Raw genomic sequence first — 24,053 nt, 5'->3', positions numbered from 1 at the left:
TGGGGTCAATCCACACGGTGGCGTGGCCGAGCGGCTAGGCACCGGCCTGCAAAGCCGTTTACACGGGTTCGAATCCCGTCGCCACCTCGTCGCTTCAACTTAATAGCCTGAATAGGCGCGATTGGCGCAGCGGTAGCGCGCTTCCCTGACACGGAAGAGGTCACTGGTTCGATCCCAGTATCGCGCACAGATAAACCCCCGGTTTTCCGGGGGTTTTCTCGTTGGTGGGGGACTCCGTGCAATATGCGTGCAATACCGGATTTCTCAGCGCGCGAATCCCTCGGTCGAGTGTCGCCCAGCGGCGCGCCGTTCCTGCCCGAGCTTTACCCAGTCGGGTGCGCCGGGGATCTCAAGCAGCGCGCGTGCCAAGGTAAGCGTGTTCTCGTCCTCATAGACGCCTGCCCACGATCCCGCTTCCATCGCGACGATGTCAGCCCTGCCGCCGGCCACGCGCTGTAGATCCTCGAGCACCGGTCCGGGCCAGGACTCCACGGCGGCTGACATGTCTATCGCTATGCTTCGGAAATGGCACTCATCCCGCAGCAGAAGGTCATCTCCGTTACGGCACTGGGCGGCGGTGAGGCTCAGGCGATTCAGTCGCTCGAAGAGGCGTTGAGAGACTGGCCACCCGTGCGGATTGTGTCGATCGCGGTCCGTGGCGTGGCCAACCCCCTAGGTCGGGGCGAAATGGGAACATCGATCACCGCTGTTGTAGAGACGGTGTGAGCGGCGAGTCGGGGTCTCGGCCATACGGCGAGCGGCCCGCAGCGGGTCCGATCGGCGCTCCAGCATCCTCGAGTCCCGTCCCGACGAATGGTGACAAGCCCCGAAAAAGCGGAGTGGCGAAGAACATCTTCTTTGGCATCGCGGTCGTTCTGGCGGCCGGGTTCCTCTGGGCCTCATTCTCGGGCGCTCTGGCTCCGAGTGGGACTGGCAAGTACGCCGTCGAGCAGGAGTGCATACAGATCGTCGCTGACTGGGCAGGCGTGGATACGGATCAACTGACAAGCGCATCAGTGGGAACAAGCAAAGTCGCGCTGGACTACCGCGGGGAGTATCCGGGGGGCGAGTGGGCCTGTGGGGGCGAGATCAACGTGGCGAAGCCTTACCAGGTAATGGTGTATCCGGGCGGGGCTGATTCAAGCGGGATTCCAGAGCAGATCTACTCCCGCTAAGTGCGCGGTTTCGACGCTCAGTAGCCGACGAGATCTTCGATTTCGCCAAGCTCAAGGCCGAAGTCGAGCCGTACCGAGACGATGTGCGAAATGGACGAGTTCGACACCTGCGGTTCCCTCGTAACCTCGATGCCTTGAAGTCGACCTTTGCCGAAGTCCAGCCCGTACTTCTCCTTCAGGAGAGTGATGATCTTCTCGTCGCTGATTGGAACTTCGATGCTGGCCATGTTGGGAGCGTACTGTCAGTGTCGCACCGGGCGATAGGTTCATGGGCATGACCGCAGATCAGATATCACTTGCCATCCAGACTGCAGCAATCGTCGTTGCTGTCGCGGCTTCGATTGTCGCTCTCGCTACCTCGGCGGCAGACCGACGCAACACTCGGGAGATCGCCCGCCGGGAGCAGGCGGCATCTTTGAAGCGTGAGCATCTGATGTTTCAACTCGATGTTTTGGCCCGACTCACCGAGAATTTGAACCGGGGCGGATCGACAGACCGCGACGAATCCGCGCGCATGGGTACTGAAGCGCTAACTCTCGTGGGCCTTCTCGATGCCGAGTTGGTGCCGAACCTGTGGTCACAGAAGCTTGACTCGGAATCCGCGCTACGTCGACTTCTTGACGATCCCGAGATGCCAGAGTGGAAGAAGTGGGCGATTGAATCGCAACTTGGGACTCTCACGTTGCTGGCGGAGATCCGGCGAGCGAGCTAGACCCCGTGCGCCACGGTGTCGACAAGTTCACGGCGTTTGGTGACGGCATCTCGGATGCATCGGGCGCTGTGTTCGCGCCACGTGTTTCGTTCTTCGATCGTGTGCGCGAGCTCGGCTGTGACTTATCGGTGGGCGCGGGTTGTCGCGGTGGTGATGACGTAAGGGTCGATGCTGTCGCAGACGACAACCACACGGCCACCAGCGATCCCGAATCGCACTGGTGGGATGCCGATCTGATGGGCGGTCGGTATCCACGTCAGCGGGACTGGGGCCTGTAGTCGGGAACGATACGACTGAGACGGTGCGTTGCTCTCGGTTGATGCCCTGCACGAGCTGTGGGGCATCCCAGTTGATCGTGGGTAGGGCGATGTCAATGCTGGCTATGATCGATACGGCGGGGTCGAGCTCTGGGCCGAACGCGCAGGCTCGAGACGGTAGACGGCGGCGATGCCGGCCACGTAGTGATCATCGAGCATGTCGCGCAGTAGTGGGCCGTTGAACATGCGGACGGGCTTGGGTGGGGTCAGGTTTACGGTCATGGTCTTTATCCTTAGAACGGGGCGCGTGCGCCGGTGGGGGTGCCATTGACGTCAGGTAGGCGGGTCTCGTCGGCGTCGGGTAGCGCGATGGCTTCCCATCTCGGTGAGGCCGTCGGCGGTACTGATGGGTTTCTCGGCCCATGGTGCGAGCGTGGGGCGGGTCTCGATCAGGTGCAGTCGTTCGCGCTGACTCATGGGCGCGTACGGCGAATCGATGATGTCGTCACGGTCGACGGTCTCTGGCTCTGCGACGTCGGCGGGGTCGCGCTGCGGGGCCGGGGCGATGACCGGCAGGAGATCCGCGCGGGTCGTACCGTTCACGCCGAAGCGCATCGCATCCCAGAGAGATGGCTTCTTGGAGCGGTCGACCATGCGTCAGGTGTGCCCGGGGCCTAAGCTCCGGGCCTCACCCGAGTTAGTAGGTTCTCACTCCGGCTGCGAGACGTGTTCGTCCTCCCAGGCTCTGAACTCATCGGCGATCTCGGCGGCGTGGGTGTGGTGGAGGTAATGCTCGCCGTCCATCGGCACGACCGTGCCGTCGTTCGCATTCAGTGCTTGCCGCTCGTGCAGCGGGAGCCAGTCAGGGTTCTTCACATTGTCAGCCACGACGAAGAGGAGCAACGGCAGGTCCGACGGGAAGCGCGTGTTGAGAGCGCGTTCGAAGTTCGAACTGATGTGAGCCATCTCGTCGAGATAGGTGGGGCTGAGCGAGTTCCGATTGGCGATCATGCCGATCTGCTCACGAGCACGCTCGGTGTACGCGGGGCCACTGTAGCCCTCGTCGCCGGCGATTGCTGCAGCGAGGCGGAGCAACCCGAGGTTCTTCGCTGCCGCGAGCAGACCGGTGGGGAATTGCATGTCCATGTTCGGCTGCCCGGGGACGCTCGAATCGATGCCGACGAAGGCCGTCACCTCCTCTGGATAGCGTGCAGCGAACTCGATTCCGTAGATGCCCGCAATGGAGTGTCCCATCAGCACGTAGTTGTCGACGTCCAACGCCTCGAGCGCTGCGTGAATCTCGGTGACGATGTTCTGCGTCGTGCGCTCCCGATCGGTGCCGTCGCTCAGACCGTAGCCGAAGGGTTCGACCACGATCACACGATGGTCTCGGGAAAGGTCAGCGACAAGCGGTTCGAAATCGAGCACCGGAGACGCTGTGCCGAAACCAGGTAGAAGAACGACGTCTTCCGGCCCGTTCCCGGCGACGAGGACGTTCATGTCGCGCCCGTCGACGGACACGCTCTGGCCATAGGGCTCAATCTCACTGCTTTCGATCTCGGTTGCCACTGCGTGCACAACAGTCGTGGTCGTCAGACCGACCGCGAGCATTGCTCCGATGGCCGTCACAACCACCAGCGCTCTCTTCGCGAGCTTCTTCATATCTGCCTCTCCCGGGGTACGCGACGTGCCCTCTTCTCCAGCGTCCAGGGCAGAGGAGACCAGCACATCACCCCGACGTGGGCATCTCAGTACTGCGTTCGCAGTACGCGCATGTGGTCCTCGTGGTGGATTCGGCCCCAAAGGGAGCGGGGGATACTGGGGGAGTGCCGACACTTCGCCCACCCGGGATCGCGACACCACTGGGGGATGTGATCGCCGTCGCCGTTGTCGTGCTGTTCGGCGTCGTGCCCTTCCCCGACGAGACCTCCCGGGCGCACGGACCGCTTCTCGCCGTCGCGCTGCTGCCTGCCGCAGCGATGCCGTTCCGTCGACGTTGGCCGATTGCTGCACTCGGGGTCAGCGTCGTGTGCGACGTCGTCATGGCCTTCGCAGGCGTGCTCGCTCCGAGCACGCTCATCGCCGTCGCGATCACGACGTTCTCGGTGACCTCGCGGAGCCGGCGCTGGATCGGGATTCTCAGTGTCGCTGTCGCGACGCTGGTCGTGTTCTTCGTGAACTCGGTGCCGCTGGGAGGTGACCTGTTCGACTCTCTTGCCATGCAGTTCGTCACGTTGATCGTTCTGGCCGGTGCGCTGGGCGATGCCGCTCGATCGCGACGCGAGTACCTCACGGCGATGATGGAACGCGCGGAGCGGGCAGAACGCGGACAGGAGGACGAGGCCCGCCGACGCGTCGCTGAAGAGCGCGTTCGCATCGCCCGCGACCTGCACGATGTCGTCGCACACCAGATCTCGGTCATCAGCCTCAGCGCAGGCGTCGCGTCCTCATCGCTGGAGAGTCGACCCGAACGAGCTCGAGAAGCCCTTTCGAACATCCGCAGCGCCTCGCGCACCGTCCTCACAGACATCGGTGGACTGATGACGCTCCTTCGCGCCGACGACCCGGAAGATCCTCACGGCCTTCATCCGCAGGCGGGCTTGGACAGCGTCGGTGATCTCATCACCCGCTTCGCCGACGTCGGTCTGCGCGTCGAACTGGAGCCGGCCCAGGTCATGCCGGTGCTCTCGCCAGCTGTGAATCACGTCGCCTACCTGGCGCTGCAGGAAGGACTCACCAACGCACACAAACATGGCGCTGAGGGCCGCGCTGCCGTCCGTCTGCGCAGTGGTGACGGCGAAGTCGTGCTGATCATCGCCAATCCGCTCGGCGACGGACCTCCCTCCACGACGGCGAGCGGGCATGGACTACGCGGTCTGCGGGAACGAGTCGCCGCAGTGAGGGGCCGTGTCGAAACCGCGCACGACGCTGAAGAGTTCCGGCTCGAGATCTCGTTGCCGGCCGAGGAGACGACGGCGCGATGATCACCGTCCTCGTCGTAGATGATCAGCCTCTCGTGCGGCACGCGATCCGCGACATCCTGACCGACAGCGGCGATATCCAGCTCGTAGGCGAAGCCTCGAACGGCCGCGAGGCGGTGTCCGCCGCGATCACGTTCGCCCCAGACGTCGTGCTCATGGACATCCGGATGCCGGAACTCGACGGGATTGCCGCCACGGAAAAGATCTGTGCCCCTTCAACCGGCAACGAGACGCGTGTGCTCATCCTGACGACTTTCGAAGAGGACGAGTACGTCGTGGCTGCCCTGCGGGCAGGTGCAAGCGGGTTCATCGGGAAAGGGGCGGAGCCCGACGAGATCGTGCGCGCGGTACGGACGATCCACTCGGGTGAGTCGCTGCTGTCCTCCGCCGCGACGAAGGCTCTCATCGAGCGCTCTGTGCTGCAAAGCGCGCAAAGGACAGCTGCGTGGGATGACGACAGGCTCGCACGTCTCACGATGCGAGAGCGGGAAGTGCTCATCCTGGTCGCAGCAGGGCGAACGAATCAGGAGATATCCGCAGAACTGGTGATCTCCCCGCACACGGCCAAGACCCACGTCAACCGGATCATGTCGAAGGTGGACGCTCGCGACCGCGCACAGCTTGTGATCCTCGCCTACGAGTCGGGTCTCATCAGCGCCGGTGCGTGAACGTCACTTCAATCACGTGCGATACTGGAAGAGTTCACGCGTCGTCCCTTCTAGACGAACGTGATCGCCGCTCCCGTGGACTTCCACTCCACGGGAGCACTTTTCGTTAACGGGGTCGCACCCGAGTGGCGTCCGCTCGGAGCGCGCAGACGATGCCGGGAGGCGAGTAGCCTAGAGGCGACCCAAATGGAGTGATTCAGTGCCTGAAAACGCCCAGCCGACAGACGGCTTCGCCTTGTTCTCTGACCGATCCGTCGTCGCGATGCGCGTCAACGGCGACCTGAAGGATCTTGCGACCACCGTGACGAAGACCGACGAGGTCGAACCCGTCACGATCGACAGCGAAGACGGGCTCGCGATTCTGCGTCACTCGACGGCGCATGTTCTCGCGCAGGCGGTTCAGCGCATCAACCCCCAGGCGAACCTCGGTATCGGCCCTCCGATCACCGACGGCTTCTACTACGACTTCGGCGTCGAGACGCCTTTCACTCCGGAGGACATCAAGGCGATCTCGAAGGAGATGCAGCGCATCGTCCGCGAGGGGCAGCGCTTCGTGCGCCGCGTCGTGACCGACGACGAGGCTCGCGCCGAGCTCGCGAACGAGCCGTTCAAGCTCGAGCTGATCGGGCTCAAAGGCGGCAGCAAGGAAGCTGCCGAAGGCGCATCCGTCGAGGTGGGCGCCGGCGAGCTGACGATCTACGACAACACCACGAAGGACGGCGAGGTCGTCTGGAAGGATCTCTGCCGCGGACCGCACCTGCCCAGCACCCGCATGATCGGCAACGGCTGGGACCTCACCCGCATCGCCGCCGCCTACTGGCGCGGCAGCGAGAAGAATCCGCAGCTGCAGCGCATCTACGGCACGGCGTGGCCGACCAAGGAAGAGCTTCGCGCCTACCAGCACCGCCTCGAAGAGGCAGCCAAGCGCGACCACCGTCGCCTCGGCAAGGAACTCGACCTGTTCTCGTTCCCCGAGGAGATCGGCTCTGGGCTTTCGGTGTGGCACCCGCGCGGCGGCATGATCCGCGGCGAGATGGAGCAGCACGCCCGCAAACGCCACATCGAGGGCGGCTACACCTACGTGTACACGCCGCACATCTCCAAGGAAGACCTCTTCCTCACCTCGAACCACCTCGTCACCTACAAGGAGGGCATGTTCCCTCCGATCGTGATGGACGAGGAGCGCGACGAGAACGGCGAGATCACCAAGCAGGGCCAGGACTACTACCTGAAGCCCATGAACTGCCCGATGCACATCCTGATCTACAAGGAGCGTGCACGCAGTTACCGGGACCTGCCCCTGCGCTTCGCGGAGAACGGAACGGTGTATCGCAACGAGCTCTCCGGCGCTCTGCACGGCCTCACCCGCGTGCGCGGGTTCACCCAGGACGACTCGCACCTCTTCGTCACGCCCGATCAGCTGGAGGACGAGGTCGCGAAGGTCCTCGAGTTCATCCTCTCGATGCTCCGCGACTTCGGGCTCACCGAATTCGAGCTCGAGCTGTCGATGAAGGACGACGAGAAGTCCAAGTGGATCGGCTCGGACGAGTTCTGGGAATCCTCGACCGACGCGCTGCGGCGGGTCGCCGTGGCATCCGGTCTCAAGCTCACCGAGGTTCCCGGTGAGGCTGCCTTCTACGGCCCGAAGATCGACCTGAAGACGCGGGATGCGATCGGCCGCACCTGGCAGCTCTCGACGGTGCAGGTCGACCCGAACCTGCCAGAGCGCTTCGATCTCGAGTTCATGGACAAAGACGGGCAGAAGAAGCGCCCGATCATGATCCACCGTGCGCTGTTCGGCTCGATCGAGCGCTTCTTCGCGATCCTGCTCGAGCACTACGCCGGCGACTTCCCGGTGTGGCTCTCGCCGGTGCAAGTCGTCGGGATCCCCGTCGCAGATGACTTCGCGGATTACCTCGGCGAAGTGATCACGACGCTGCGTGACGGCGGCGTACGCGCCGAACTCGACGTGTCGGACGACCGGATGCAGAAGAAGATCCGCACGCACACCACGGGCAAGGTGCCGCTGATCCTCATCGCGGGGGAGAAGGACCGGGACGCCGGCACCGTCTCATTCCGCTTCCGTGACGGTACGCAGGAGAACGGTGTGCCGATTGCGGATGCCGTCGCCCGCATCCGCACGGCCATCGACACCCATGCGCTCGTGCACACGGTGGAGGACTTGGCGTGACCTCGACGCCGGACCCATCGCTCACTGACGCCGCGTCGGGGACCGAGGCGTCCGGCGTAAGCGCGGAGGATGCCGGACACCTCGCCGGGATCCCCGATGAGTTCCAGCGGCTGTGGACCCCGCACCGGATGGCGTACATCCAGGCGGGGCCGCAGCCGCTGCGCGATGAATGCCCGTTCTGCGAGGCGCCGAAGCACCCGGATGCCGAGCGGCTGATCGTCGCCCGCGGCAAGACCGCCTACGTGCTGCTGAACCTGTTCCCGTACAACTCCGGACACCTGCTCGTGTGCCCGTACCGTCACATCGCGACGTACGACCAGGCGACGGCGGAAGAGGTCGCAGAGATCGGCGCACTGACGCAGACCGGCATGCGCGTGCTGCGAGACGTGTCGAACTGCGATGGCTTCAACCTCGGCATGAATCAGGGCGCGGTCGCAGGGGCCGGGGTCGACGGGCACCTCCACCAGCACATTGTCCCGCGCTGGGGATCAGACGCGAACTTCTTCCCGATCATCGCGAAGACCAAGGCGCTGCCGCAGCTGCTCGGGCAGGTTCGGGAGGCAGTGGCGCACGCCTGGCCACAGGGCTGACCGGCGGCGGGTTCAGCGCACCTGACGGGCGGCGAACTGCAGCTTCGGGTGCGCGTACGATTCCTGCGCCTCGATGAGCAGCAGCTCGCGCGCACCGGCGTCGAGAGTCAACTGCAGCAGGTCGAACACGCTCGAAGCCGTGCGCTCGAGCGCTATCTGAGCGCTGCCGGTTTCGACGTAGTGCGCGGTGAACAGCGCCGCGGTGACATCGCCCGAGCCGTTGGCCTTCATCGGCAAGTACGGGGTCTGCACGATCCACGCTCCGGCGTCATCGGCCGCGAGCATCTCGATCGTGCCCTCCTCGCGGTCCGGACGCTCGACGCTCGTGACGAGCACAGTCGATGGCCCCATCGCGCGGGCGGCGTCGACCGACGCGAGCGTCGATTCCAGCGTGTCGGGCTCGGTACCGGTGAGGAAACCGAGCTCGAACTGGTTCGGCGTGATGATGTCGGCGACCGGAACCACACGCTCACGCAGCAGTTCGGGGATCGCCGGTGCGACGAAGCATCCGGATTTCGCATTGCCCATCACCGGATCGCACGCATACAGCGCCTTCGGATTGGCAGCCTTGACGCGGGCGACCGCATCGATGATGACATCGCCGATGCCCTCGCCGCCCTGATATCCGGACAGGATCGCGTCGATCTGGGGGAAGGCGCCCCGCTCCTCGATTCCTGTGATCACGTCGGCCACATCGCTCGGGTCGATCAGAGGTCCGCGCCAGGCGCCGTAGCCGGTGTGATTCGAGAAGTTGACCGTGTTCACCGGAAGCACGTCGACGCCGATGCGCTGCAGGGGGAACACTGCGGCCGAGTTGCCGACGTGGCCGTAAGCGACGGCGGACTGGATCGAGAGGATCTTCATCCTTCGATCTTCTCACTGCCGAAGACCACGCTGCGCATCTCAGCGCACCGCGCCGGCGATGTCTGCCACGAGCTGCTCCGCCTCGGCCTGCGTCAGATCGTGCACGGTGAGCCGCAGATGTCGCGACGGCGAGTCAGTGTCTGTGAGCGAGAAGCCGTCGCCGGTGCGCACCAGCCAACCGCGGCGCATCAGCCGCTCCGACACCGTCCGCGCCGGAATCGGAAGCTCGACCCAGAGGTTCATGCCGTCCACATAGCGCGTCTCGATTCCGTGCGCGCGCAGCTGTTCCGCGAACGCCTCGTTGCGCTCGGCGTAGTGGGCGCCGGCGGCGCGGATCGCCGCGCGCACACCGCCGTCATCGAGCAGTCCCAACGTGAGACGCTGCAACAGGTGGCTGACCCAGGTAGTGCCGGGGCTCAGTCTCATAGCGAGCCGCTCGGCCGTCTCCGGGTCGGTCGCAGCGACGGCGAGGCACATGTCGGGGCCGAGGAACTTCGATACCGACCGCAGTAGCGCGAAGCGCTTGTGATCGGGGCCGATCAGGCTCTCGTACCCGCGCGAAGACAGCATCGAGAAGTGATCGTCCTCGATGATCAGGACGTACGGATGCGCAGTCAGCAACGCGCGCAGCGCGACAGCACGTGCGGGCGAGAGGCTGACCCCGGTCGGATTCTGCGCGCGCGGCGTGCAGATGATCGCTCTCACACCGGCATCCAGAGCCGCACGCAGGCCCTCGACAGTCATGCCTTCGTCGTCGACCGGCACCGGCACTGCCCGGTAGCCTCCGAGGCGGACGGTGTGGATGCTGGCGAGGAAGCACGGATCCTCGAGTGCCACGGCGTCGTCGCGCATCAGCGCCTGTGCGAGCAGGCGCTCGACAGCATCCACCGCTCCGCTGGTGACGGTGATGCGGAAGTCGGCCGCCTGCAGATCGGGGGAGATCCACTCCCGCGCCCAGGCTTCGAGGCCAGTGTCGATCACGGGCTCGCCGTAGAGCACCGGACGACCGGTGACGGTCGACAGCACCGGCGAAGGATCGGGGATGAGACGCGGGTCCGGGTTGCCGGTGCCGACGTCGCGCAGCACGGTGTCGGCGGCGTAGCCCTCCTGCGCGACCGCATCGTGCTCTACGAGCATGGTGCCTGCACGCCCACGGCTGACGACGAGGCCGGCGTGGGCGAGCTGCCGATAGGCGGCGACAGTGGTGTTGCGGTTCACGCCGAGGCGGGCCGCGAGCTCACGAACCGGGGGGAGCGTCGCGCCGGGGCGCAGGATGCCGCGGTCACGCAACTCGCGCACGCTCGTGGCGATGTCGGCCGCCGTGGTCCCTGTGATCTGGTCGTTCATGTCACCCCTCGACATGTGAGTCTACGGGGCGCGCCGACAGTGATATCTTTTGGCATAGATCAAAGTGCACGTTTGAATACCCGGAAGGAACAGCTCATGGCTGCAGACCAGAATCCCACCACCGGATCGTCGCGCGTCAAGCGCGGTCTTGCCGAGATGCTCAAGGGCGGCGTCATCATGGACGTCGTCACGGCAGAGCAGGCCAAGATCGCCGAAGATGCCGGCGCCGTCGCAGTCATGGCGCTCGAGCGCGTTCCTGCCGACATCCGTGCACAGGGCGGCGTCTCGCGTATGAGCGACCCCGACATGATCGACAGCATCATCGACACGGTTTCGATCCCGGTCATGGCGAAGGCGCGCATCGGCCATTTCGTCGAGGCCCAGGTGCTGCAGGAGCTCGGCGTCGACTACATCGATGAGTCGGAGGTGCTCTCGCCCGCCGACTACGTGAACCACATCGACAAGTTCGGATTCAAGGTTCCGTTCGTCTGCGGCGCCACCAACCTCGGCGAGGCCCTTCGGCGCATCAACGAGGGGGCGGCGATGATCCGCTCCAAGGGGGAGGCCGGCACCGGCGACATCTCGGAGGCGATGAAGCACATCCGCAAGATCCGCGGCGAGATCGCCGCGCTCACCGCGCTGCCCAAGGACGAACTGTTCGTCGCCGCGAAGGAGCTGCAGGCACCGTACGAGTTGGTCGCCGAGATCGCCGAGACCGGAAAGCTCCCAGTCGTGCTGTTCGTCGCAGGGGGCGTCGCCACCCCGGCGGACGCCGCGATGATGATGCAGCTCGGCGCGGACGGCGTGTTCGTCGGTTCAGGCATCTTCAAGTCGGGCAATCCTGCTGAACGCGCCGCGGCGATCGTGAAGGCCACGACGTTCTATGACGACGCCAAGGTCGTGGCCGAGGTATCGCGCGGACTGGGAGAGGCCATGGTGGGCATCAACGTCTCCGACCTGCCTGCACCGCACCGCCTCTCCGAGCGTGGCTGGTAGCACCACCGTCGGGGTCCTGGCGCTGCAGGGCGACGTCCGCGAGCACGAGCGGGTTCTGCAGGATCTCGGGGCGGATGTCATCCGTGTGCGCCGTCCCGAGGAACTCGCCCAGGTCGCCGGCCTCGTGATACCCGGCGGGGAGTCGAGCGTGATCGACAAGCTGTCGCGCTTGTTCGGTCTGCAGCATCCGATCCGCGACGCGATCCTGGACGGGATGCCGGTGCTCGGCACGTGCGCCGGGCTGATCATGCTGGCCGACACGGTGGTGGATGCGATCGACGGCCAGCAGTCGTTCGGCGGGCTCGACGTCGTGGTGCGCCGCAACGCCTTCGGGCGTCAGGTCGAGTCGTTCGAAGCCGATCTGATCGTCTCGGGGATGGATGACGGCCCCGTCCACGCGGCCTTCATCCGAGGGCCTGTGATCGACTACGTCGGGCCGAATGCTGATGCGTTGGCGTCGCTCGACGACGGACGTATCGTCGCGGTGGCACAAGGGAACCTGATCGGTTTGAGCTTCCACCCGGAGATCACGGGGGAAACCCGCTTCCACGAGCGACTGCTCGCACTGGTCGCGGCCGAACACTAGAGCAGCGCGGTCGACCATCGCAGTGCGGGGATGGCCTGAGCTCGCTGGAACGAGCGCAGACCTGGCAGCTCCGCGATGGCAGCCTGAGCCTGGCCGAACCAGAGGAACGACGCGAATCCGGATATGACCGGGAGAAGCTCGGCGGGCGACGGAGCACCGTACGACCGGAAGATCTTCCAGGCGTCCTCGCAACGGGGGCCGCCGACCGCTTCGATACTGGGCAACAGCAGCGGAAGGTCGAGCCAGGCGGCGCCGCGGCGCGCATGCGGCCAGTCGAGAAATCGGACACGTCCGTGCGAGATGAGCACATTGTCCGCGCGCAGATCGCCGTGTGCGAGAGTGACGCCGCGCACGGCATCGGCGAATTCGCCATCCAGCGCGATGAGGTCGGGCAGCCGACCCCGCAGCGAAGTGGGCAAAGAGCCCCACAACGAGTCCTCGTCCGCGATGCGCTGCCACCGCGTGAAGCCCGGCATCATCGCGTCTTCTGCGGCAACGACGGATGGTGGCGCCGTCGTCTCGGCCAACTGTGCGATGCCCTCGGCTATGGCGTGGAGCTCCTGCGTGTGCCATGGAGCGCCGGGCTGGCTGCCGTCGATCGACTCGAGGACGATGGCGGTGCCCGAGTCGTCGTCGATCGGGTCCACGAGCGACGGTGCCAGTGATGACATCGTCGCACGAAGCACTGCGATCTCGCGGCGAAGGACCGTGCGTGAGTCGGCGTGCGAATCGGATGCGATCGCCTTCACGAATGCGTCTCCCGCTGTAGTGCGGACCACGGCGGCGTACCCGGCGCTGAAACCGCCGTGCGCGGGGGAGTCCGAGACGAAGTCACCGCCGATCGATGTGAGGATCGGCGTACGCAGCTCCACAGGCAACGACGCCCATGACGGCCGCAGCCGGTCAGCACCCATGCGCATGGTCGGTTCCTCTCATCGTTCGTGCACAGGCGTCGAAAGTAGCATCCGACCGTTCGCCGCGGGCGGTGGACGCTTTTCGTTAGACTGGACGACGCCCTGCGACGTCAGCAGGGCGGATACGACGAGCGGAGACATATGTCCGGGCATTCCAAGTGGGCGACGACCAAGCACAAGAAGGCGGTCATCGACTCCAGGCGCGCGAAGTCGTGGGCCAAGCTCATCAAGAACATCGAAGTCGCCGCGAAGCTCGGCGGTGCCGACATGGCGGGCAACCCGACACTGTTCGACGCTGTGTTCAAGGCGAAGAAGATGTCTGTGCCCAAGGACAACATCGACCGTGCGGTCAAGCGCGGCGCCGGCATCGGCGGCGAGAGCGTCGAGTACACCTCGATCATGTACGAGGGCTACGGCGCCAACGGCGTCGCCCTCATGATCGAGTGCCTCACGGACAACAAGAACCGTGCGGCCGCTGAGGTGCGCACGACCCTCAGCCGCAACGGCGGCACGCTCGCCGACCCCGGCAGCGTCGCGTACAACTTCACCCGCAAGGGCGTCATCGTCGTCGGCTCCGAGGGCACGACCGAAGACGACGTCATGATGGCTGCGCTCGAGGCCGGTGCCGAGGAGATCGAACCGCACGCCGAGGGCTTCGAAGTCATCACCGATGCGTCCGACCTGGTGACGGTGCGCACCGCGCTCCAGGATGCCGGCATCGACTACGAGTCGGCCGACGTCGAGTTCGTGCCGAACCTCAAGGTCGAGATCGACGCCGACACCGCCCGCAAGATCTTCCGTCTCATCGATGCACTCGAAGACAGCGAAGACGTGCAGAACGTCTACAGCAACTTCGACCTGAGCGCAGAGGTGCAGGCCGAGCTCGAGAACGACGAGTAAGGCGCGCCCTCGAGGCCGTCGCTCTCCTGGCGCATAACCTGGGGGAGTGGCGGCTTCTTCTCTGCGCGTACTCGGCATCGACCCCGGTCTCACCCGGTGCGGCGTCGGCATCGTCGACGTCGATCGCTCCCGCCGCGGAACTCTCGTGCACGTCGGTGTGATCCGCACTCCACCGGACATGCCGATCGGCGATCGACTCGCCGCAGTCGCGGCCGGCATACGAACCGTTCTCGAGCAGCACCGACCGGATGCCGTCGCCGTTGAGCGCGTCTTCGCACAGCACAACAGCCACACCGTGATGGGCACGGCTCAGGCGAGCGGAGTGGCACTGCTGCTCGCCGCCGAGGCCGGCCTGCCTGCCGCTACCCATACGCCGAGCGAGGTGAAAGCCGCGGTCACCGGCTATGGATCCGCCGACAAGAAGCAGGTGCAGGCGATGATCGCCCGCATCCTTCGCCTCGACGCGCCGCCGCAGCCCGCTGACGCAGCCGATGCTCTCGCGATCGCTCTGTGCCACGCGTGGCGCAGAGACGGCGCGGCGCCCGGCGCATCTGAAACGCTGACCCCGGCGCAGCGCGCGTGGGCGGATGCCGAGCGTGTCGCTCGAACATACATACGATCGGGCTCGTAGGCTGGGAAGATGATCTCCTCGCTGCACGGGACCGTGCTCTCCACAGGTGCAGACCATGTCGTGATCGAGGTCGGCGGGGTGGGCTTCTTCGTCTTCGTCCCCGGTGATGTCGCGCACACGAGCCGTATCGGTGAGCAGCTGCGACTGCACACGAGTCTTATCGTGCGTGAAGATGCCCTGACGCTCTTCGGCTTCACCGAATCCGTCGAGTTGGAGGTCTTCGGGCACTTGCTCAGCGTCACCGGTGTCGGGCCGAAGTCGGCGCTCGGTGTCCTCGGTCATCTCACGGTCGACCAGATCGCCGCAGCCGTCGCCGATGACGACGACGCGCCGTTCCGGCGGGTGTCGGGTATCGGACCGAAGACCGCGAAGTTGATCGTCGTGCAGCTCGCAGGCAAGCTCAAGGCGCCCTCGCCGCGCGCGGCCGATGCGCGCACGGCTACCGCGACGGATGTCGTCACGCAGCTGACTGCAGCGCTGGTCGGTCTCGGGTGGTCCGAGAAGGTCGCGAACGAGGCCGCAACGGAGACTGCGGATGCGGCGAGCGACGCCGACAGACAATCCGTGTCGGCGCTGCTGCGTCAGGCTCTCGCCGCGCTCGGCCCCGCCAAGGCGGGAACGCCACGTGGTTGACGACGGCGAGTTCGACGGCAGGAGCGCCGAGCCGATCGATGAAATGGAACTCGCGATCGAAGGCGCGCTGCGTCCCGGCAGCCTCGGCGAATTCGTAGGACAACCCAAGGTGCGCGGTCAGCTGCAGCTCCTGCTCGATGCCGCACGGATCCAGAACCGCTCGCCTGACCACATCCTCCTCGCCGGCCCCCCTGGCCTCGGCAAGACCACCCTGGCGATGATCGTCGCCCATGAGAGCGAGCGCCCGTTGCGCCTCTCCAGTGGCCCGGCGATCCAGCACGCCGGCGATCTCGCCGCGCTGCTGTCGAGCCTGGTGCCGGGCGAGGTCCTGTTCATCGACGAGATCCACCGCATGGCCCGCTCCGCGGAAGAGATGCTCTATCTCGCGATGGAGGACTTCCGCATCGACATCATGGTCGGAAAGGGCGCTGGGGCCACCAGCATCCCTCTTGATCTGGCGCCCTTCACGCTTGTCGGCGCCACCACACGCTCCGGGTTGCTTCCCAATCCGCTGCGTGACCGCTTCGGCTTCACCGGGCACCTCGAGTTCTATGACGACAGCGACCTCGAGAAGGTCATCCTGCGCTCATCCAACGTGCTGGGAGTATCCATGCCGGGTGATGCGCGTGCGGAGATCGCCCGCAGGTCCCGGGGGACACCCCGAATCGCCAACCGATTGCTGCGCCGGGTGCGCGACTACGCCCTGGTGCACGGCGAGCACGGGTCGGCCTCGATCGCCGAGGTCCGGGCTGCGCTCGAGTTGTACGACGTCGACCCGATCGGCCTGGACCGCCTCGACCGCGCCGTACTCGACACGCTTGTCCGCCGGTTCCGCGGAGGCCCCGTCGGCCTGAGCACTCTGGCAGTCGCCGTGGGCGAAGAAGCCGAGACGGTCGAGAGCGTCGTCGAACCCTTCCTCGTGCGTATCGGCTTTCTCGGACGCACGCCGCGAGGTCGTGTCGCGATGCCGGAGGCCTACGAGCACCTCGGACTCCAGCATCCGGAGACTGCCGCATTGTTCGATGACCTATAATCGCTGAAGGCTTCCCCCGACCCCCTCTGCGCGTCCATCGATGGCGCGCGCACTTTGAAAGGCTTCGCCTGATGGAAATCGTCCTCTTCGGACTCCTCGCAGTCCTCCTCGTCTTCATGTTCATCAACACGCGCAAGCGCCAGAAGCAGATGAAGGCCGAGCAGGAGGAGAAGGCCACCAAGACGGTCCCCGGCGTCAAGGTTCTGATGCAGGGCGGGATCTACGGCACGATCGTCGCGTACGACGCAGAAGACCTCGACTCGCCCGCACTCGTCGAGATCGCACCTGGCACCATCATCGAGGTGCACAGCCAGGCGATTCTCCGAATCGTCGAGCCCAAGGATGCGGTCACAGAGGCCGATGACGCCGAGTCCGACCTCGCCGACGAGATCGTCGACGAGCCGCAGACGCCGCTCGACCCTCCCGCCGATCCCTCGCTCGAGACTCCAGAGGAGACCCGCGCCCGTCTGGATCGCGACTCCGACGGCAAGTAGTCCTTCGCCTCGACCGCCCGGCATCGTAGAAAGCTGAACGTACGTGGCATCTTCTTCTCCAGTCCGTCACGCCTGGAAGGTTCTTCTCAGCCTTCTGATCGTGACGGCCGCGCTGTTCGGCGTGAACACGGTCGGCGTCATGCTCGGGAAGAGCTCCTGGATGCCTGAGCTCGCACTCGACCTCCAGGGCGGCACGCAGATCGTGCTCGGCGCCGTCACGGAGGACGGTGCCGACCCGACGCAGGAGCAGCTCGATCAAGCCGCCGCGATCATCCGGCAGCGTGTCGACGCCGCCGGCGTCGCCGAAGCCGATGTCACGACCGAGGGCGGTCGCAACATCGTCGTCCAGATCCCCGGTACGGCGGATGAGGAGACTCGCGCGCGGATTCAGGCGAGCGCTCAGCTCGAGTTCCGTCCGGTGCTGTACGCCGGTGATCCTGCAACGGAGTTCGTCGGCGAAGACGGCAACGCCACGCCGTATCCGACTCCGGACCCCAGCGCCAACGACGTCCCGACGGCAGAGCCGACGGATGGCAGCGACATGGCGTGGATCACGGAGAAGCTGCAGTCGGAGTTCCTCGCATTCGATTGCGCGGACCCTGAGAACACCGCGGCAGATGCCCCCGAGGACGAACCGCTGATCACCTGCGATGAGACCGGGACGGCGAAGTACATCCTCGGGCCGATGGAGCTCTCCGGAGACGCCATCGATGATGCGACCAGCGGTCGCGACCCGCAGACCGGTGCGTGGACCGTCAACCTCGTGCTCGATGGCAACGGTACCGAGGTCTTCGGCAACATCAGCCAGCGGCTCTACCAGAACAAGCTCGATGGCCTCAGCCCTCGTGATCAGTTCGCCTTCGTGCTCGACGGCAAGGTGATCTCGGCCCCGCAGATGAATGCCGCCATCCTGAACGGCAAGCCCAGCATTTCGGGCTCCTTCACGCAGGAGACATCAGAGACTCTTGCAGATCAGCTCAAATACGGCGCACTGCCGCTGAGCTTCACGACCGAGAGCTCCGACACCGTCTCGGCGACACTCGGTACCCAGCAACTCCAGGTCGGTCTCATCGCCGGTCTCATCGGCCTCGCGCTCGTCGCCGTGTACTCGCTGCTGAGCTACCGTGCGCTCGGCTCGGTGATCATCGCTTCGATCGCCGTGATGGGGGTGCTTACCTACATCATCGTCTGCATCCTTGCGTGGCGACTCGGGTTCCGGCTGTCGCTCGCCGGCGTCGCAGGACTCATCGTGTCGATCGGCTTCACAGCTGACTCGTTCATCGTGTACTTCGAGCGAATCCGAGACGAGCTGCGTGATGGGAAGTCGATCACCGGTGCGGTGGAAGACGGATGGGGCCGAGCCAAGCGCACGATCTACATCTCGAAGTCGATCAACATCCTCGCGGCTGTCGTGCTCTACATCCTCGCCGATTCCACGGTGAAGGGCTTCGCCTTCACTCTTGGTCTCACGACGCTGATCGACGTGTTCATCTTCGTCATCTTCACGCATCCCGTGATGCAACTGCTGGCACGAACCCGGTTCTTCGGGGGCGGGCACAAGCTCTCCGGCCTCGACCCCGAGGCCCTCGGCGCGGTCTACCGCACGCGTACCCAGTACCGTCAGGTGACGCCGGGGACCGCAGGACGTGCCGCGAAGAACACTCGCTCGCGCGCTGAAGCAGAACGCCGACAGACCATCGCCGAGCGCAAACGCGCTGAGGCGCTGGCAGGCGACAGATCGACCGATGCCGGAAGCGAGGGAGAGCGCTGATGGCCTCCATGAATGAGTTCGGCAACAACCTCTACAGCGGGAAGACCTCGTTCCCGTTCGTCGGCAGGCGTCGCCTGTGGTTCGTGATCGCGATCGCGCTGGTCGTGGCATCCGCTCTCGTGCCGCTCCTGCGCCCGGTGCAGTTCTCGATCGAGTTCACCGGTGGGTCGCAGTTCACGGTGCTCGCACCGGACAGCACCGATCAGTCGACCGCCTCTGAAGCGGTGCAGTCCGTCGTTCCTGAGGCTGCGGCCAAGGTCGCGATCGTCAACGGCACCGACGTGCGCGTGCAGACCTCCCAGATGAGTCCGGAAGAGACTCAGAGCGTCGCCGGTGCATTGGCAGAGGCGTACGAGGTTCCGGCCGATGAGGTCACCTCATCGTTCATCGGCCCGGTCTGGGGCGAGAGCGTCACGAGGCAGTCGCTCTGGGGCCTCGCGATCTTCCTGGCGTTGACCTTCCTGATCCTCGCGATCTACTTCCGCACCTGGAAGATGTCAGCGGCGGCCATCATCGGCCTCCTCGACGTGCTGGTGATCACAGTCGGCGTGTACGCGCTGGCCGGCTTCGAGATCTCGCCGGCGGCGGTGATCGGTTTCCTCACGATTCTCGCCTATTCGTTGTACGACACGACGGTGGTGTTCGACAAGATCAGGGAGAACACGACGGAGGACGGCGAGAACTCGTCGCGAACCTTCGGAGAGTCCGTCAACCTCGCGGTCAACCAGACGCTGATCCGATCGATCAACACCTCGATCGTCGCAGCGCTCCCTGTCGGGGCGATCCTGTTCATCGGCTCATTCTGGCTCGGCGCCGAGACCCTCACAGACATCTCGCTGTCGATCTTCGTCGGCATCCTCGTGGCCACTTACTCCACGCTGTTCGTCGCCGCTCCGCTCTACTCCCTGTTCCGCGAGAAGGAGCCGCAGCTCGTCGCTCAGGACAACCGTGTGCGCGAGCTGCGCGAACGTGCAAGGGCTGACGTATAGGGCCGACGTGCACGAGCCCGTGCCTCTTGTGCACGCGTAGGATGTTCTGACCCGGAGGTGCAGTGATGGCGGAGGCGAACACGTCGACGCAGGGATCCAGTCTGAGAAGGCTGGTGCCCCGCATCTTCTCGCGCGCGCCCCGCATCAACGACCTCGACAACCTGGTCCGCACGGTGCGGGTGAACCACCCCAAGGGCGACCTCGCGATCATCGAACGCGCGTACCGGGTCGCTCATGAGAAGCACGAGGGACAGAAGCGTCAGAGCGGCGAGCCGTACATCACCCATCCGCTAGCCGTCGCTCAGATCCTCGCCGAGATGGGCCTCGGTCCACGTGCCATCGCGGCCGCGCTGCTGCACGACACCGTCGAGGACACGGGCTACGCACTCTCCGAACTGACCGAGGCCTTCGGCGACGAGGTCGCCATGCTCGTCGACGGCGTCACCAAGCTCGACAAGGTCAAGTACGGCGAGAGCGCGCAGTCCGAGACCGTCCGCAAGATGATCGTCGCGATGTCGAAGGACATCCGCGTGCTGTTGATCAAGCTCGCCGACCGCCTGCACAACGCACGCACCTGGGGATTCGTGCCGCCGGAGAAGGCGGAGAAGAAGGCCAGGGAGACGTTGGAGATCTACGCTCCGCTGGCGAACCGTCTCGGCATCCAGGCGATCAAGTCCGAGCTCGAGGATCTCTCGTTCGCGGTGCTCCATCCCAAGATCTACGCCGAGATCAACTCTCTGATCGCGCAGCGCACTCCGCAGCGCGAGAAGTATCTGGGTCAGGTCATCGAGTCCATCAATGAGGACCTCCATGATCTGAGGATCCGTGGCAAGGTCGGAGGTCGGCCCAAGCAGCTGTACTCGGTGTACCAGAAGATGGTGATCCGGGGCCGTGAGTTCGACGACATCTACGACCTCATCGGCATCCGAGTCCTGGTGAACTCCGTACGGGACTGCTACGCCGTGCTCGGCGCGATCCACGCGCGCTGGACGCCGCTTCCCGGCCGGTTCAAGGACTACATCGCCACGCCGAAGTTCAACCTGTACCAGTCGTTGCACACCACGGTCATCGGGCCGAGCGGACGCACCGTGGAGATACAGATCCGCACTCACGAGATGCATCAGCAGGCCGAGTTCGGCGTGGCCGCGCACTGGATGTACAAGGAGCGGATGAACGGCGGCAAGCCGCTCGCCGGTCCGACGGACACCGACATGACCTGGCTCGCCCACATCTCGGACTGGCAGGCGGAGACCGCCGACCCCAGCGAGTTCCTCGATTCGCTCCGCTTCGAGATCGGGGCGAAAGAGGTCTACGTCTTCACGCCGAAGGGGCGGGTCATCGGGCTTCCCGCCGGCGCCACGCCGGTCGACTTCGCCTATGCCGTGCACACCGAGATCGGTCACCGCACCATGGGGGCGAAGGTCAACGGGCGCCTCGTGCCCCTTGAAACGGCCGTCAAGAGCGGCGACGTCGTCGAGGTGTTCACCTCGAAGAACCCGGATGCCGGTCCCAGCCAGGACTGGCTCAGCTTCGTCAAGAGCACCCGGGCGCGGAACAAGATCCGTGGATGGTTCACGAAGGAGCGGCGTGAGGAAGCCATCGAGCAGGGGAAGGAATCCATCGCTCGCGCGATGCGCCGGCAGAACCTGCCGCTGCAGAAGCTGATGAGCCAGGATTCCTTCGCCGAGGTGGCGCAGCAGCTGCATTACGAAGACGTCTCCGCGCTCTACGCCGCTGTCGGCGAGGGCCACGTCTCCACGCAGTCCGTGCTGGAGAAGGTCACCGCTCTCATCGCGGCGAACGACACCACGACCGGCGCGATCGAGATCCCTGGCAGGCCGCGTAGCCGGGAACCGCGCACGGGTGACTCCGGCATCCTCGTTCGCGGAGCCGACGACATTCTCGTCAAGCTCGCGAAGTGCTGCACCCCGGTGCCCGGCGACCCGATCGTCGGCTTCGTCACCCGCGGCAGCGGCGTGTCAGTGCATCGGGCGGATTGTGTCAACGTCAAGGCCCTCAGCGCCGAGGAGCAGCGTTTCGTCGAGGTCGAATGGGCCCCGACCACGAAGAGCGTGTTCCGCGTGCAGATACAGGTCGAGGCGCTCGACCGCGCGGGTCTGCTCTCCGATGTCACACGTGTGCTCAGCGAGCACCACGTGAACATCCTCTCCGCGACGGTGAACACGAATGATGAGCGGCTGGCGATCAGCAGGTTCGTGTTCGAGATGGGCGACTCGGTGCATCTCGATCGCGTGCTCAACGCCGTCCGCCGCATCGATGCTGTCTACGACGTGTACCGAGTGACCTCATCCTGAGCGCCTTCCTCCTGTTCGCGCCCGGCTATGAGCTCGGCGAGGGCCGCCAGCGCGGCGCGTTTTCCTGGCAACCGTGACCGCGCGACGAGCAGGCTCTGCACCCGCGGCACCAGCGACGGGCATGCCGTCGCCATCGACCGCATCCACGCCGCGCACTCGTCATACCGACCAGAAGTGAGGACGAGGTCGGTGAGGGTGCGCAACGGCGTCGTCACCGGCACTGCTCCGACGAGCAGCAGATCGCTGGGCGGGACCCGCCCCTCATGCATGATCAGGTTCTGCCGAGGGTGGACACGAGGGCGGTGATCGACAGCGCGCTGGATGTGGTGGCGCAGTGGTGGTGCATCGCCGATTCCGTGGACCCAGGCGGCAGTGGGGCCGCTCGCGGCGAAGCCGGGGGACAGGATCGGTATGAGAGCCGCTGCTCTGGCACCGGCATCCTCCGGCAGATCGACGGGCATGTAGCCTTCACCGACCTCGACGAGAAGCCCGTCCAGACGCGCCGCGATCAGCTCCTGTTGAGACAGCAACGCCCCGGGGCGGTAGAACAGTGAGGGATCCACACGTTCAGTGTGGCTCGCTGCTCTCCTCTCCGGGGCGGGCTGTGGATAAGGTGTTCAGCCGTCCAGGGCGTTCAGCCAGGCGCGACGAGCCTCCAGAGCATCGGCTGCTTCCTTCGCCGCCTTCTTGTCGCCGGCCTTCTCGGCCGCGGCCTTCTCACCCTCGAGCTTCTCGATCGCATCGAGCAGCTGCTGGCTCATGTCGTTCGCGCGTGCCTTGGTTTCAGGGTTGTTGCGCTTCCAGTCGACCTCTTCACGCGACTTGAGCGACTGCTCGATCGTGCGCAGCTTGTCGTCAAGCGCACGCTCGCGGTCACGCGGGAAGATGCGGCCCACGTCGTCCCACTGGCGCTGGATGCGGGTGAGAAGCGCGCGTGCCTGCTTGATGTTGGGCTCGTCGGCGACGGCCTTGGCCTCTTCGAGCAGCGCCTCACGGGCCTCGATCTTGGGGGCCGACTCCGCCTCTTCCGCGGCGGACTGCTCGGCGCGCGCCGCGTACAGCGCATCGCCCGCGGCCTTGAACCGCGCCCAGAGTGCATCGTCCGCCTTGCGCCCTGCACGACCTGATGCCTTCCAGTCATCGAGCAGTGCGCGATACGCGGGGATGCCGTCGACGCCCTTGGGCGCGAGCGCCTCAGCCCGCTCGATCAGCTGCGCCTTGCGGTCGCGTGCGGCCTTGTGGGTCTCGTCGAGATCGGAGTAGAAAGCGCGACGGCTCTTGTCGACGATGGAGCGGGCATCGCGGAATCGCTTCCAGAGCTGCTGCGAGATGCCCTTGGGCAGGCGCGGACCGCTCTGCTGCTGTGCCTGCCATGCATCGAAGAGGGTCGTGACCTCCTCGGTGACCTGCTTCCACTGCACCTTGGAGAGGTCCCTTGCGGCGACCTCCTCGATGCTCTCGACGAGAACCGTCCGCTCTGCGATCGCAGCGTCCACCAGTGCCTTGGCCTGCTGCGCTTCGGCTGCGCTGGCCTCTGCGAGAGTGGTGGTGAGCGCGTCGAGTCGTGCACGCAGCGATGCGAGATCGCCGACGGCCGCGGCGTTCGTGACCTCGTCGACGAGATGCTTCGCCTGCGCGGTCAGATCGCCGGCAGAAGCGCCGCCGGCCTGATGACGCTGCTCGAGCGTGTGCACCTTGAACGCGAGGTCGTCGAACTTGCGCACGTAGTACGCGAGAGCCTCATCGGATGTGCCGTCAGGGTACTGGCCGACGACACGCCATTCTTCGCCCTCCCGCACCTCGACGGTGCCGTCTTCGGTGACGCGGCCCCAATCAGCGGAATCGGCCGCGGCGACAGGCGACACCGGTGCGGCAGCGGCCGCAGGGGCCGGAGTGCGCGGCGGCATCGGGATGCGCGGAGGTGCCGGAACAGGCGGTGCGGGGACAGGGGGAGTCGGCTTCGAAGGCTCGGTGGCAGACACGATGTGCTCCTTGCGCGGTCAGCC

The 24,053-nt window shown here is 65.5% G+C and carries 27 protein-coding genes and 2 tRNA genes; 19 read left to right on the top strand and 10 right to left on the bottom strand.

The genetic code is table 11. The features are described 5' to 3' along the window. Window positions 1-16: 16 nt before the first annotated feature. Both QFZ46_RS18610 and QFZ46_RS18605 read left to right on the top strand, forming a co-directional pair. Window positions 17-87 (top strand) — tRNA-Cys (locus QFZ46_RS18610). Between the two features lie 28 nt (window positions 88-115). Then, a tRNA-Val gene (locus tag QFZ46_RS18605) sits at window positions 116-187 on the top strand. Window positions 188-264: 77 nt separating this feature from the next. Here the strand turns inward: QFZ46_RS18605 and QFZ46_RS18600 are convergent. Further along, complete coding sequence (locus QFZ46_RS18600) at window positions 265-504, bottom strand: hypothetical protein (RefSeq protein ID WP_307363901.1); 240 nt, start codon at window positions 502-504, stop codon at window positions 265-267. A 21-nt stretch (window positions 505-525) separates the two neighbouring features. On the opposite strand from QFZ46_RS18600, the gene QFZ46_RS18595 reads away from it, so the two are divergent. Then, window positions 526-726: a hypothetical protein gene (locus tag QFZ46_RS18595; RefSeq protein WP_307363899.1), complete on the top strand. Its 201-nt coding sequence runs from the start codon at window positions 526-528 to the stop codon at window positions 724-726. Window positions 727-839: 113 nt separating this feature from the next. Continuing rightward, window positions 840-1,175: a hypothetical protein gene (locus QFZ46_RS18590; RefSeq protein WP_307363897.1), complete on the top strand. Its 336-nt coding sequence runs from the start codon at window positions 840-842 to the stop codon at window positions 1,173-1,175. 17 nt (window positions 1,176-1,192) lie between these two features. Here QFZ46_RS18590 and QFZ46_RS18585 read toward each other — a convergent pair whose 3' ends face one another. Then, window positions 1,193-1,402, bottom strand: a complete 210-nt coding sequence (locus QFZ46_RS18585) for a hypothetical protein (protein WP_307363895.1) — start codon at window positions 1,400-1,402, stop codon at window positions 1,193-1,195. A 47-nt stretch (window positions 1,403-1,449) separates the two neighbouring features. Here QFZ46_RS18585 and QFZ46_RS18580 point away from each other — a divergent pair, with 47 nt between their 5' ends. Next, entirely contained in the window at window positions 1,450-1,887 is a 438-nt protein-coding gene (locus QFZ46_RS18580) for a hypothetical protein (protein ID WP_307363893.1), read from the top strand. A 380-nt stretch (window positions 1,888-2,267) separates the two neighbouring features. Here the strand turns inward: QFZ46_RS18580 and QFZ46_RS18575 are convergent, their stop codons facing one another. Genes QFZ46_RS18575 through QFZ46_RS18565 form a run of 3 tightly spaced genes read right to left on the bottom strand, consistent with a single transcriptional unit; the run spans window position 2,268 to window position 3,806 of the window. Then, the gene (locus tag QFZ46_RS18575) at window positions 2,268-2,426 is read right to left on the bottom strand and encodes a hypothetical protein (protein WP_307363891.1); all 159 of its coding nucleotides are present in this window, start codon (window positions 2,424-2,426) and stop codon (window positions 2,268-2,270) included. 51 nt (window positions 2,427-2,477) lie between these two features. Then, the gene (locus QFZ46_RS18570; RefSeq protein ID WP_307363889.1) at window positions 2,478-2,798 is read right to left on the bottom strand and encodes a hypothetical protein; all 321 of its coding nucleotides are present in this window, start codon (window positions 2,796-2,798) and stop codon (window positions 2,478-2,480) included. Window positions 2,799-2,852: 54 nt separating this feature from the next. After that, a complete protein-coding gene (locus QFZ46_RS18565) occupies window positions 2,853-3,806 on the bottom strand; it encodes an alpha/beta hydrolase (protein WP_307363887.1) in 954 nt (317 codons plus the stop codon). A 164-nt stretch (window positions 3,807-3,970) separates the two neighbouring features. Here QFZ46_RS18565 and QFZ46_RS18560 point away from each other — a divergent pair, with 164 nt between their 5' ends. The 4 genes from QFZ46_RS18560 to QFZ46_RS18545 all read left to right on the top strand — a co-directional run bounded on the left by QFZ46_RS18560 (window position 3,971) and on the right by QFZ46_RS18545 (window position 8,574). Beyond that, a complete protein-coding gene (locus QFZ46_RS18560; RefSeq protein ID WP_307363885.1) occupies window positions 3,971-5,128 on the top strand; it encodes a sensor histidine kinase in 1,158 nt (385 codons plus the stop codon). Further along, on the top strand, window positions 5,125-5,793 hold the full coding sequence (locus QFZ46_RS18555) for a response regulator (RefSeq protein ID WP_307363883.1): 669 nt from the start codon (window positions 5,125-5,127) through the stop codon (window positions 5,791-5,793). The genes QFZ46_RS18560 and QFZ46_RS18555 overlap by 4 nt, the downstream gene beginning before the upstream one ends. 262 nt (window positions 5,794-6,055) lie before the next feature. Then, complete coding sequence (gene thrS / locus QFZ46_RS18550; RefSeq protein WP_307364681.1) at window positions 6,056-7,984, top strand: threonine--tRNA ligase; 1,929 nt, start codon at window positions 6,056-6,058, stop codon at window positions 7,982-7,984. 89 nt (window positions 7,985-8,073) lie between these two features. Then, on the top strand, window positions 8,074-8,574 hold the full coding sequence (locus tag QFZ46_RS18545; RefSeq protein ID WP_307364679.1) for an HIT family protein: 501 nt from the start codon (window positions 8,074-8,076) through the stop codon (window positions 8,572-8,574). 12 nt (window positions 8,575-8,586) lie between these two features. Here QFZ46_RS18545 and pdxY read toward each other — a convergent pair whose 3' ends face one another. Beyond that, entirely contained in the window at window positions 8,587-9,438 is an 852-nt protein-coding gene (pdxY, locus tag QFZ46_RS18540; protein ID WP_307363881.1) for a pyridoxal kinase PdxY, read from the bottom strand. A 39-nt stretch (window positions 9,439-9,477) separates the two neighbouring features. After that, on the bottom strand, window positions 9,478-10,785 hold the full coding sequence (locus QFZ46_RS18535) for an aminotransferase class I/II-fold pyridoxal phosphate-dependent enzyme (RefSeq protein ID WP_307363879.1): 1,308 nt from the start codon (window positions 10,783-10,785) through the stop codon (window positions 9,478-9,480). A gap of 96 nt (window positions 10,786-10,881) precedes the next feature. Here QFZ46_RS18535 and pdxS point away from each other — a divergent pair, with 96 nt between their 5' ends. Together pdxS and pdxT are read left to right on the top strand one after the other, a co-directional pair. Further along, the gene (gene pdxS, locus QFZ46_RS18530) at window positions 10,882-11,781 is read left to right on the top strand and encodes a pyridoxal 5'-phosphate synthase lyase subunit PdxS (RefSeq protein WP_307363877.1); all 900 of its coding nucleotides are present in this window, start codon (window positions 10,882-10,884) and stop codon (window positions 11,779-11,781) included. Beyond that, the gene (pdxT, locus tag QFZ46_RS18525) at window positions 11,771-12,367 is read left to right on the top strand and encodes a pyridoxal 5'-phosphate synthase glutaminase subunit PdxT (RefSeq protein WP_307363875.1); all 597 of its coding nucleotides are present in this window, start codon (window positions 11,771-11,773) and stop codon (window positions 12,365-12,367) included. Before pdxS ends, pdxT begins: the two co-directional genes overlap by 11 nt. On the opposite strand, the gene QFZ46_RS18520 is transcribed toward pdxT, so the two are convergent. Next, on the bottom strand, window positions 12,364-13,287 hold the full coding sequence (locus QFZ46_RS18520) for a phosphotransferase (RefSeq protein WP_307363873.1): 924 nt from the start codon (window positions 13,285-13,287) through the stop codon (window positions 12,364-12,366). The genes pdxT and QFZ46_RS18520 overlap by 4 nt on opposite strands. Window positions 13,288-13,422: 135 nt before the next feature. Between QFZ46_RS18520 and QFZ46_RS18515 the strand changes: the two genes are divergently transcribed. From QFZ46_RS18515 to QFZ46_RS18480, 8 genes are all read left to right on the top strand, one after another. Then, complete coding sequence (locus QFZ46_RS18515; RefSeq protein ID WP_307363871.1) at window positions 13,423-14,181, top strand: YebC/PmpR family DNA-binding transcriptional regulator; 759 nt, start codon at window positions 13,423-13,425, stop codon at window positions 14,179-14,181. Window positions 14,182-14,227: 46 nt separating this feature from the next. Next, a complete protein-coding gene (gene ruvC, locus QFZ46_RS18510) occupies window positions 14,228-14,812 on the top strand; it encodes a crossover junction endodeoxyribonuclease RuvC (protein ID WP_307363869.1) in 585 nt (194 codons plus the stop codon). Window positions 14,813-14,821: 9 nt separating this feature from the next. Continuing rightward, complete coding sequence (gene ruvA, locus QFZ46_RS18505) at window positions 14,822-15,445, top strand: Holliday junction branch migration protein RuvA (protein ID WP_307363867.1); 624 nt, start codon at window positions 14,822-14,824, stop codon at window positions 15,443-15,445. A 43-nt stretch (window positions 15,446-15,488) separates the two neighbouring features. Then, window positions 15,489-16,478 (top strand): Holliday junction branch migration DNA helicase RuvB, encoded by a 990-nt coding sequence (gene ruvB, locus QFZ46_RS18500; protein WP_307364677.1) that lies wholly within the window; start codon window positions 15,489-15,491, stop codon window positions 16,476-16,478. Window positions 16,479-16,549: 71 nt separating this feature from the next. Next, window positions 16,550-16,972 (top strand): preprotein translocase subunit YajC, encoded by a 423-nt coding sequence (locus QFZ46_RS18495; protein WP_307363865.1) that lies wholly within the window; start codon window positions 16,550-16,552, stop codon window positions 16,970-16,972. Window positions 16,973-17,015: 43 nt separating this feature from the next. Continuing rightward, complete coding sequence (secD, locus tag QFZ46_RS18490; RefSeq protein WP_307363862.1) at window positions 17,016-18,743, top strand: protein translocase subunit SecD; 1,728 nt, start codon at window positions 17,016-17,018, stop codon at window positions 18,741-18,743. Next, entirely contained in the window at window positions 18,743-19,732 is a 990-nt protein-coding gene (secF, locus tag QFZ46_RS18485) for a protein translocase subunit SecF (RefSeq protein WP_307363860.1), read from the top strand. Before secD ends, secF begins: the two co-directional genes overlap by 1 nt. A gap of 65 nt (window positions 19,733-19,797) precedes the next feature. Continuing rightward, window positions 19,798-22,047, top strand: a complete 2,250-nt coding sequence (locus QFZ46_RS18480) for a RelA/SpoT family protein (protein ID WP_307363858.1) — start codon at window positions 19,798-19,800, stop codon at window positions 22,045-22,047. Here the strand turns inward: QFZ46_RS18480 and QFZ46_RS18475 are convergent. Beyond that, entirely contained in the window at window positions 22,017-22,610 is a 594-nt protein-coding gene (locus QFZ46_RS18475) for a type IV toxin-antitoxin system AbiEi family antitoxin (RefSeq protein ID WP_307363856.1), read from the bottom strand. The genes QFZ46_RS18480 and QFZ46_RS18475 overlap by 31 nt on opposite strands. 54 nt (window positions 22,611-22,664) lie before the next feature. Further along, the gene (locus tag QFZ46_RS18470) at window positions 22,665-24,029 is read right to left on the bottom strand and encodes a DUF349 domain-containing protein (protein ID WP_307363854.1); all 1,365 of its coding nucleotides are present in this window, start codon (window positions 24,027-24,029) and stop codon (window positions 22,665-22,667) included. Between the last annotated feature and the right edge of the window lie 24 nt (window positions 24,030-24,053).

Source organism: Microbacterium murale (assembly GCF_030815955.1).
Classification (GTDB): domain Bacteria; phylum Actinomycetota; class Actinomycetes; order Actinomycetales; family Microbacteriaceae; genus Microbacterium; species Microbacterium murale_A.
This window is presented reverse-complemented; position numbering and strand designations above follow the sequence as displayed.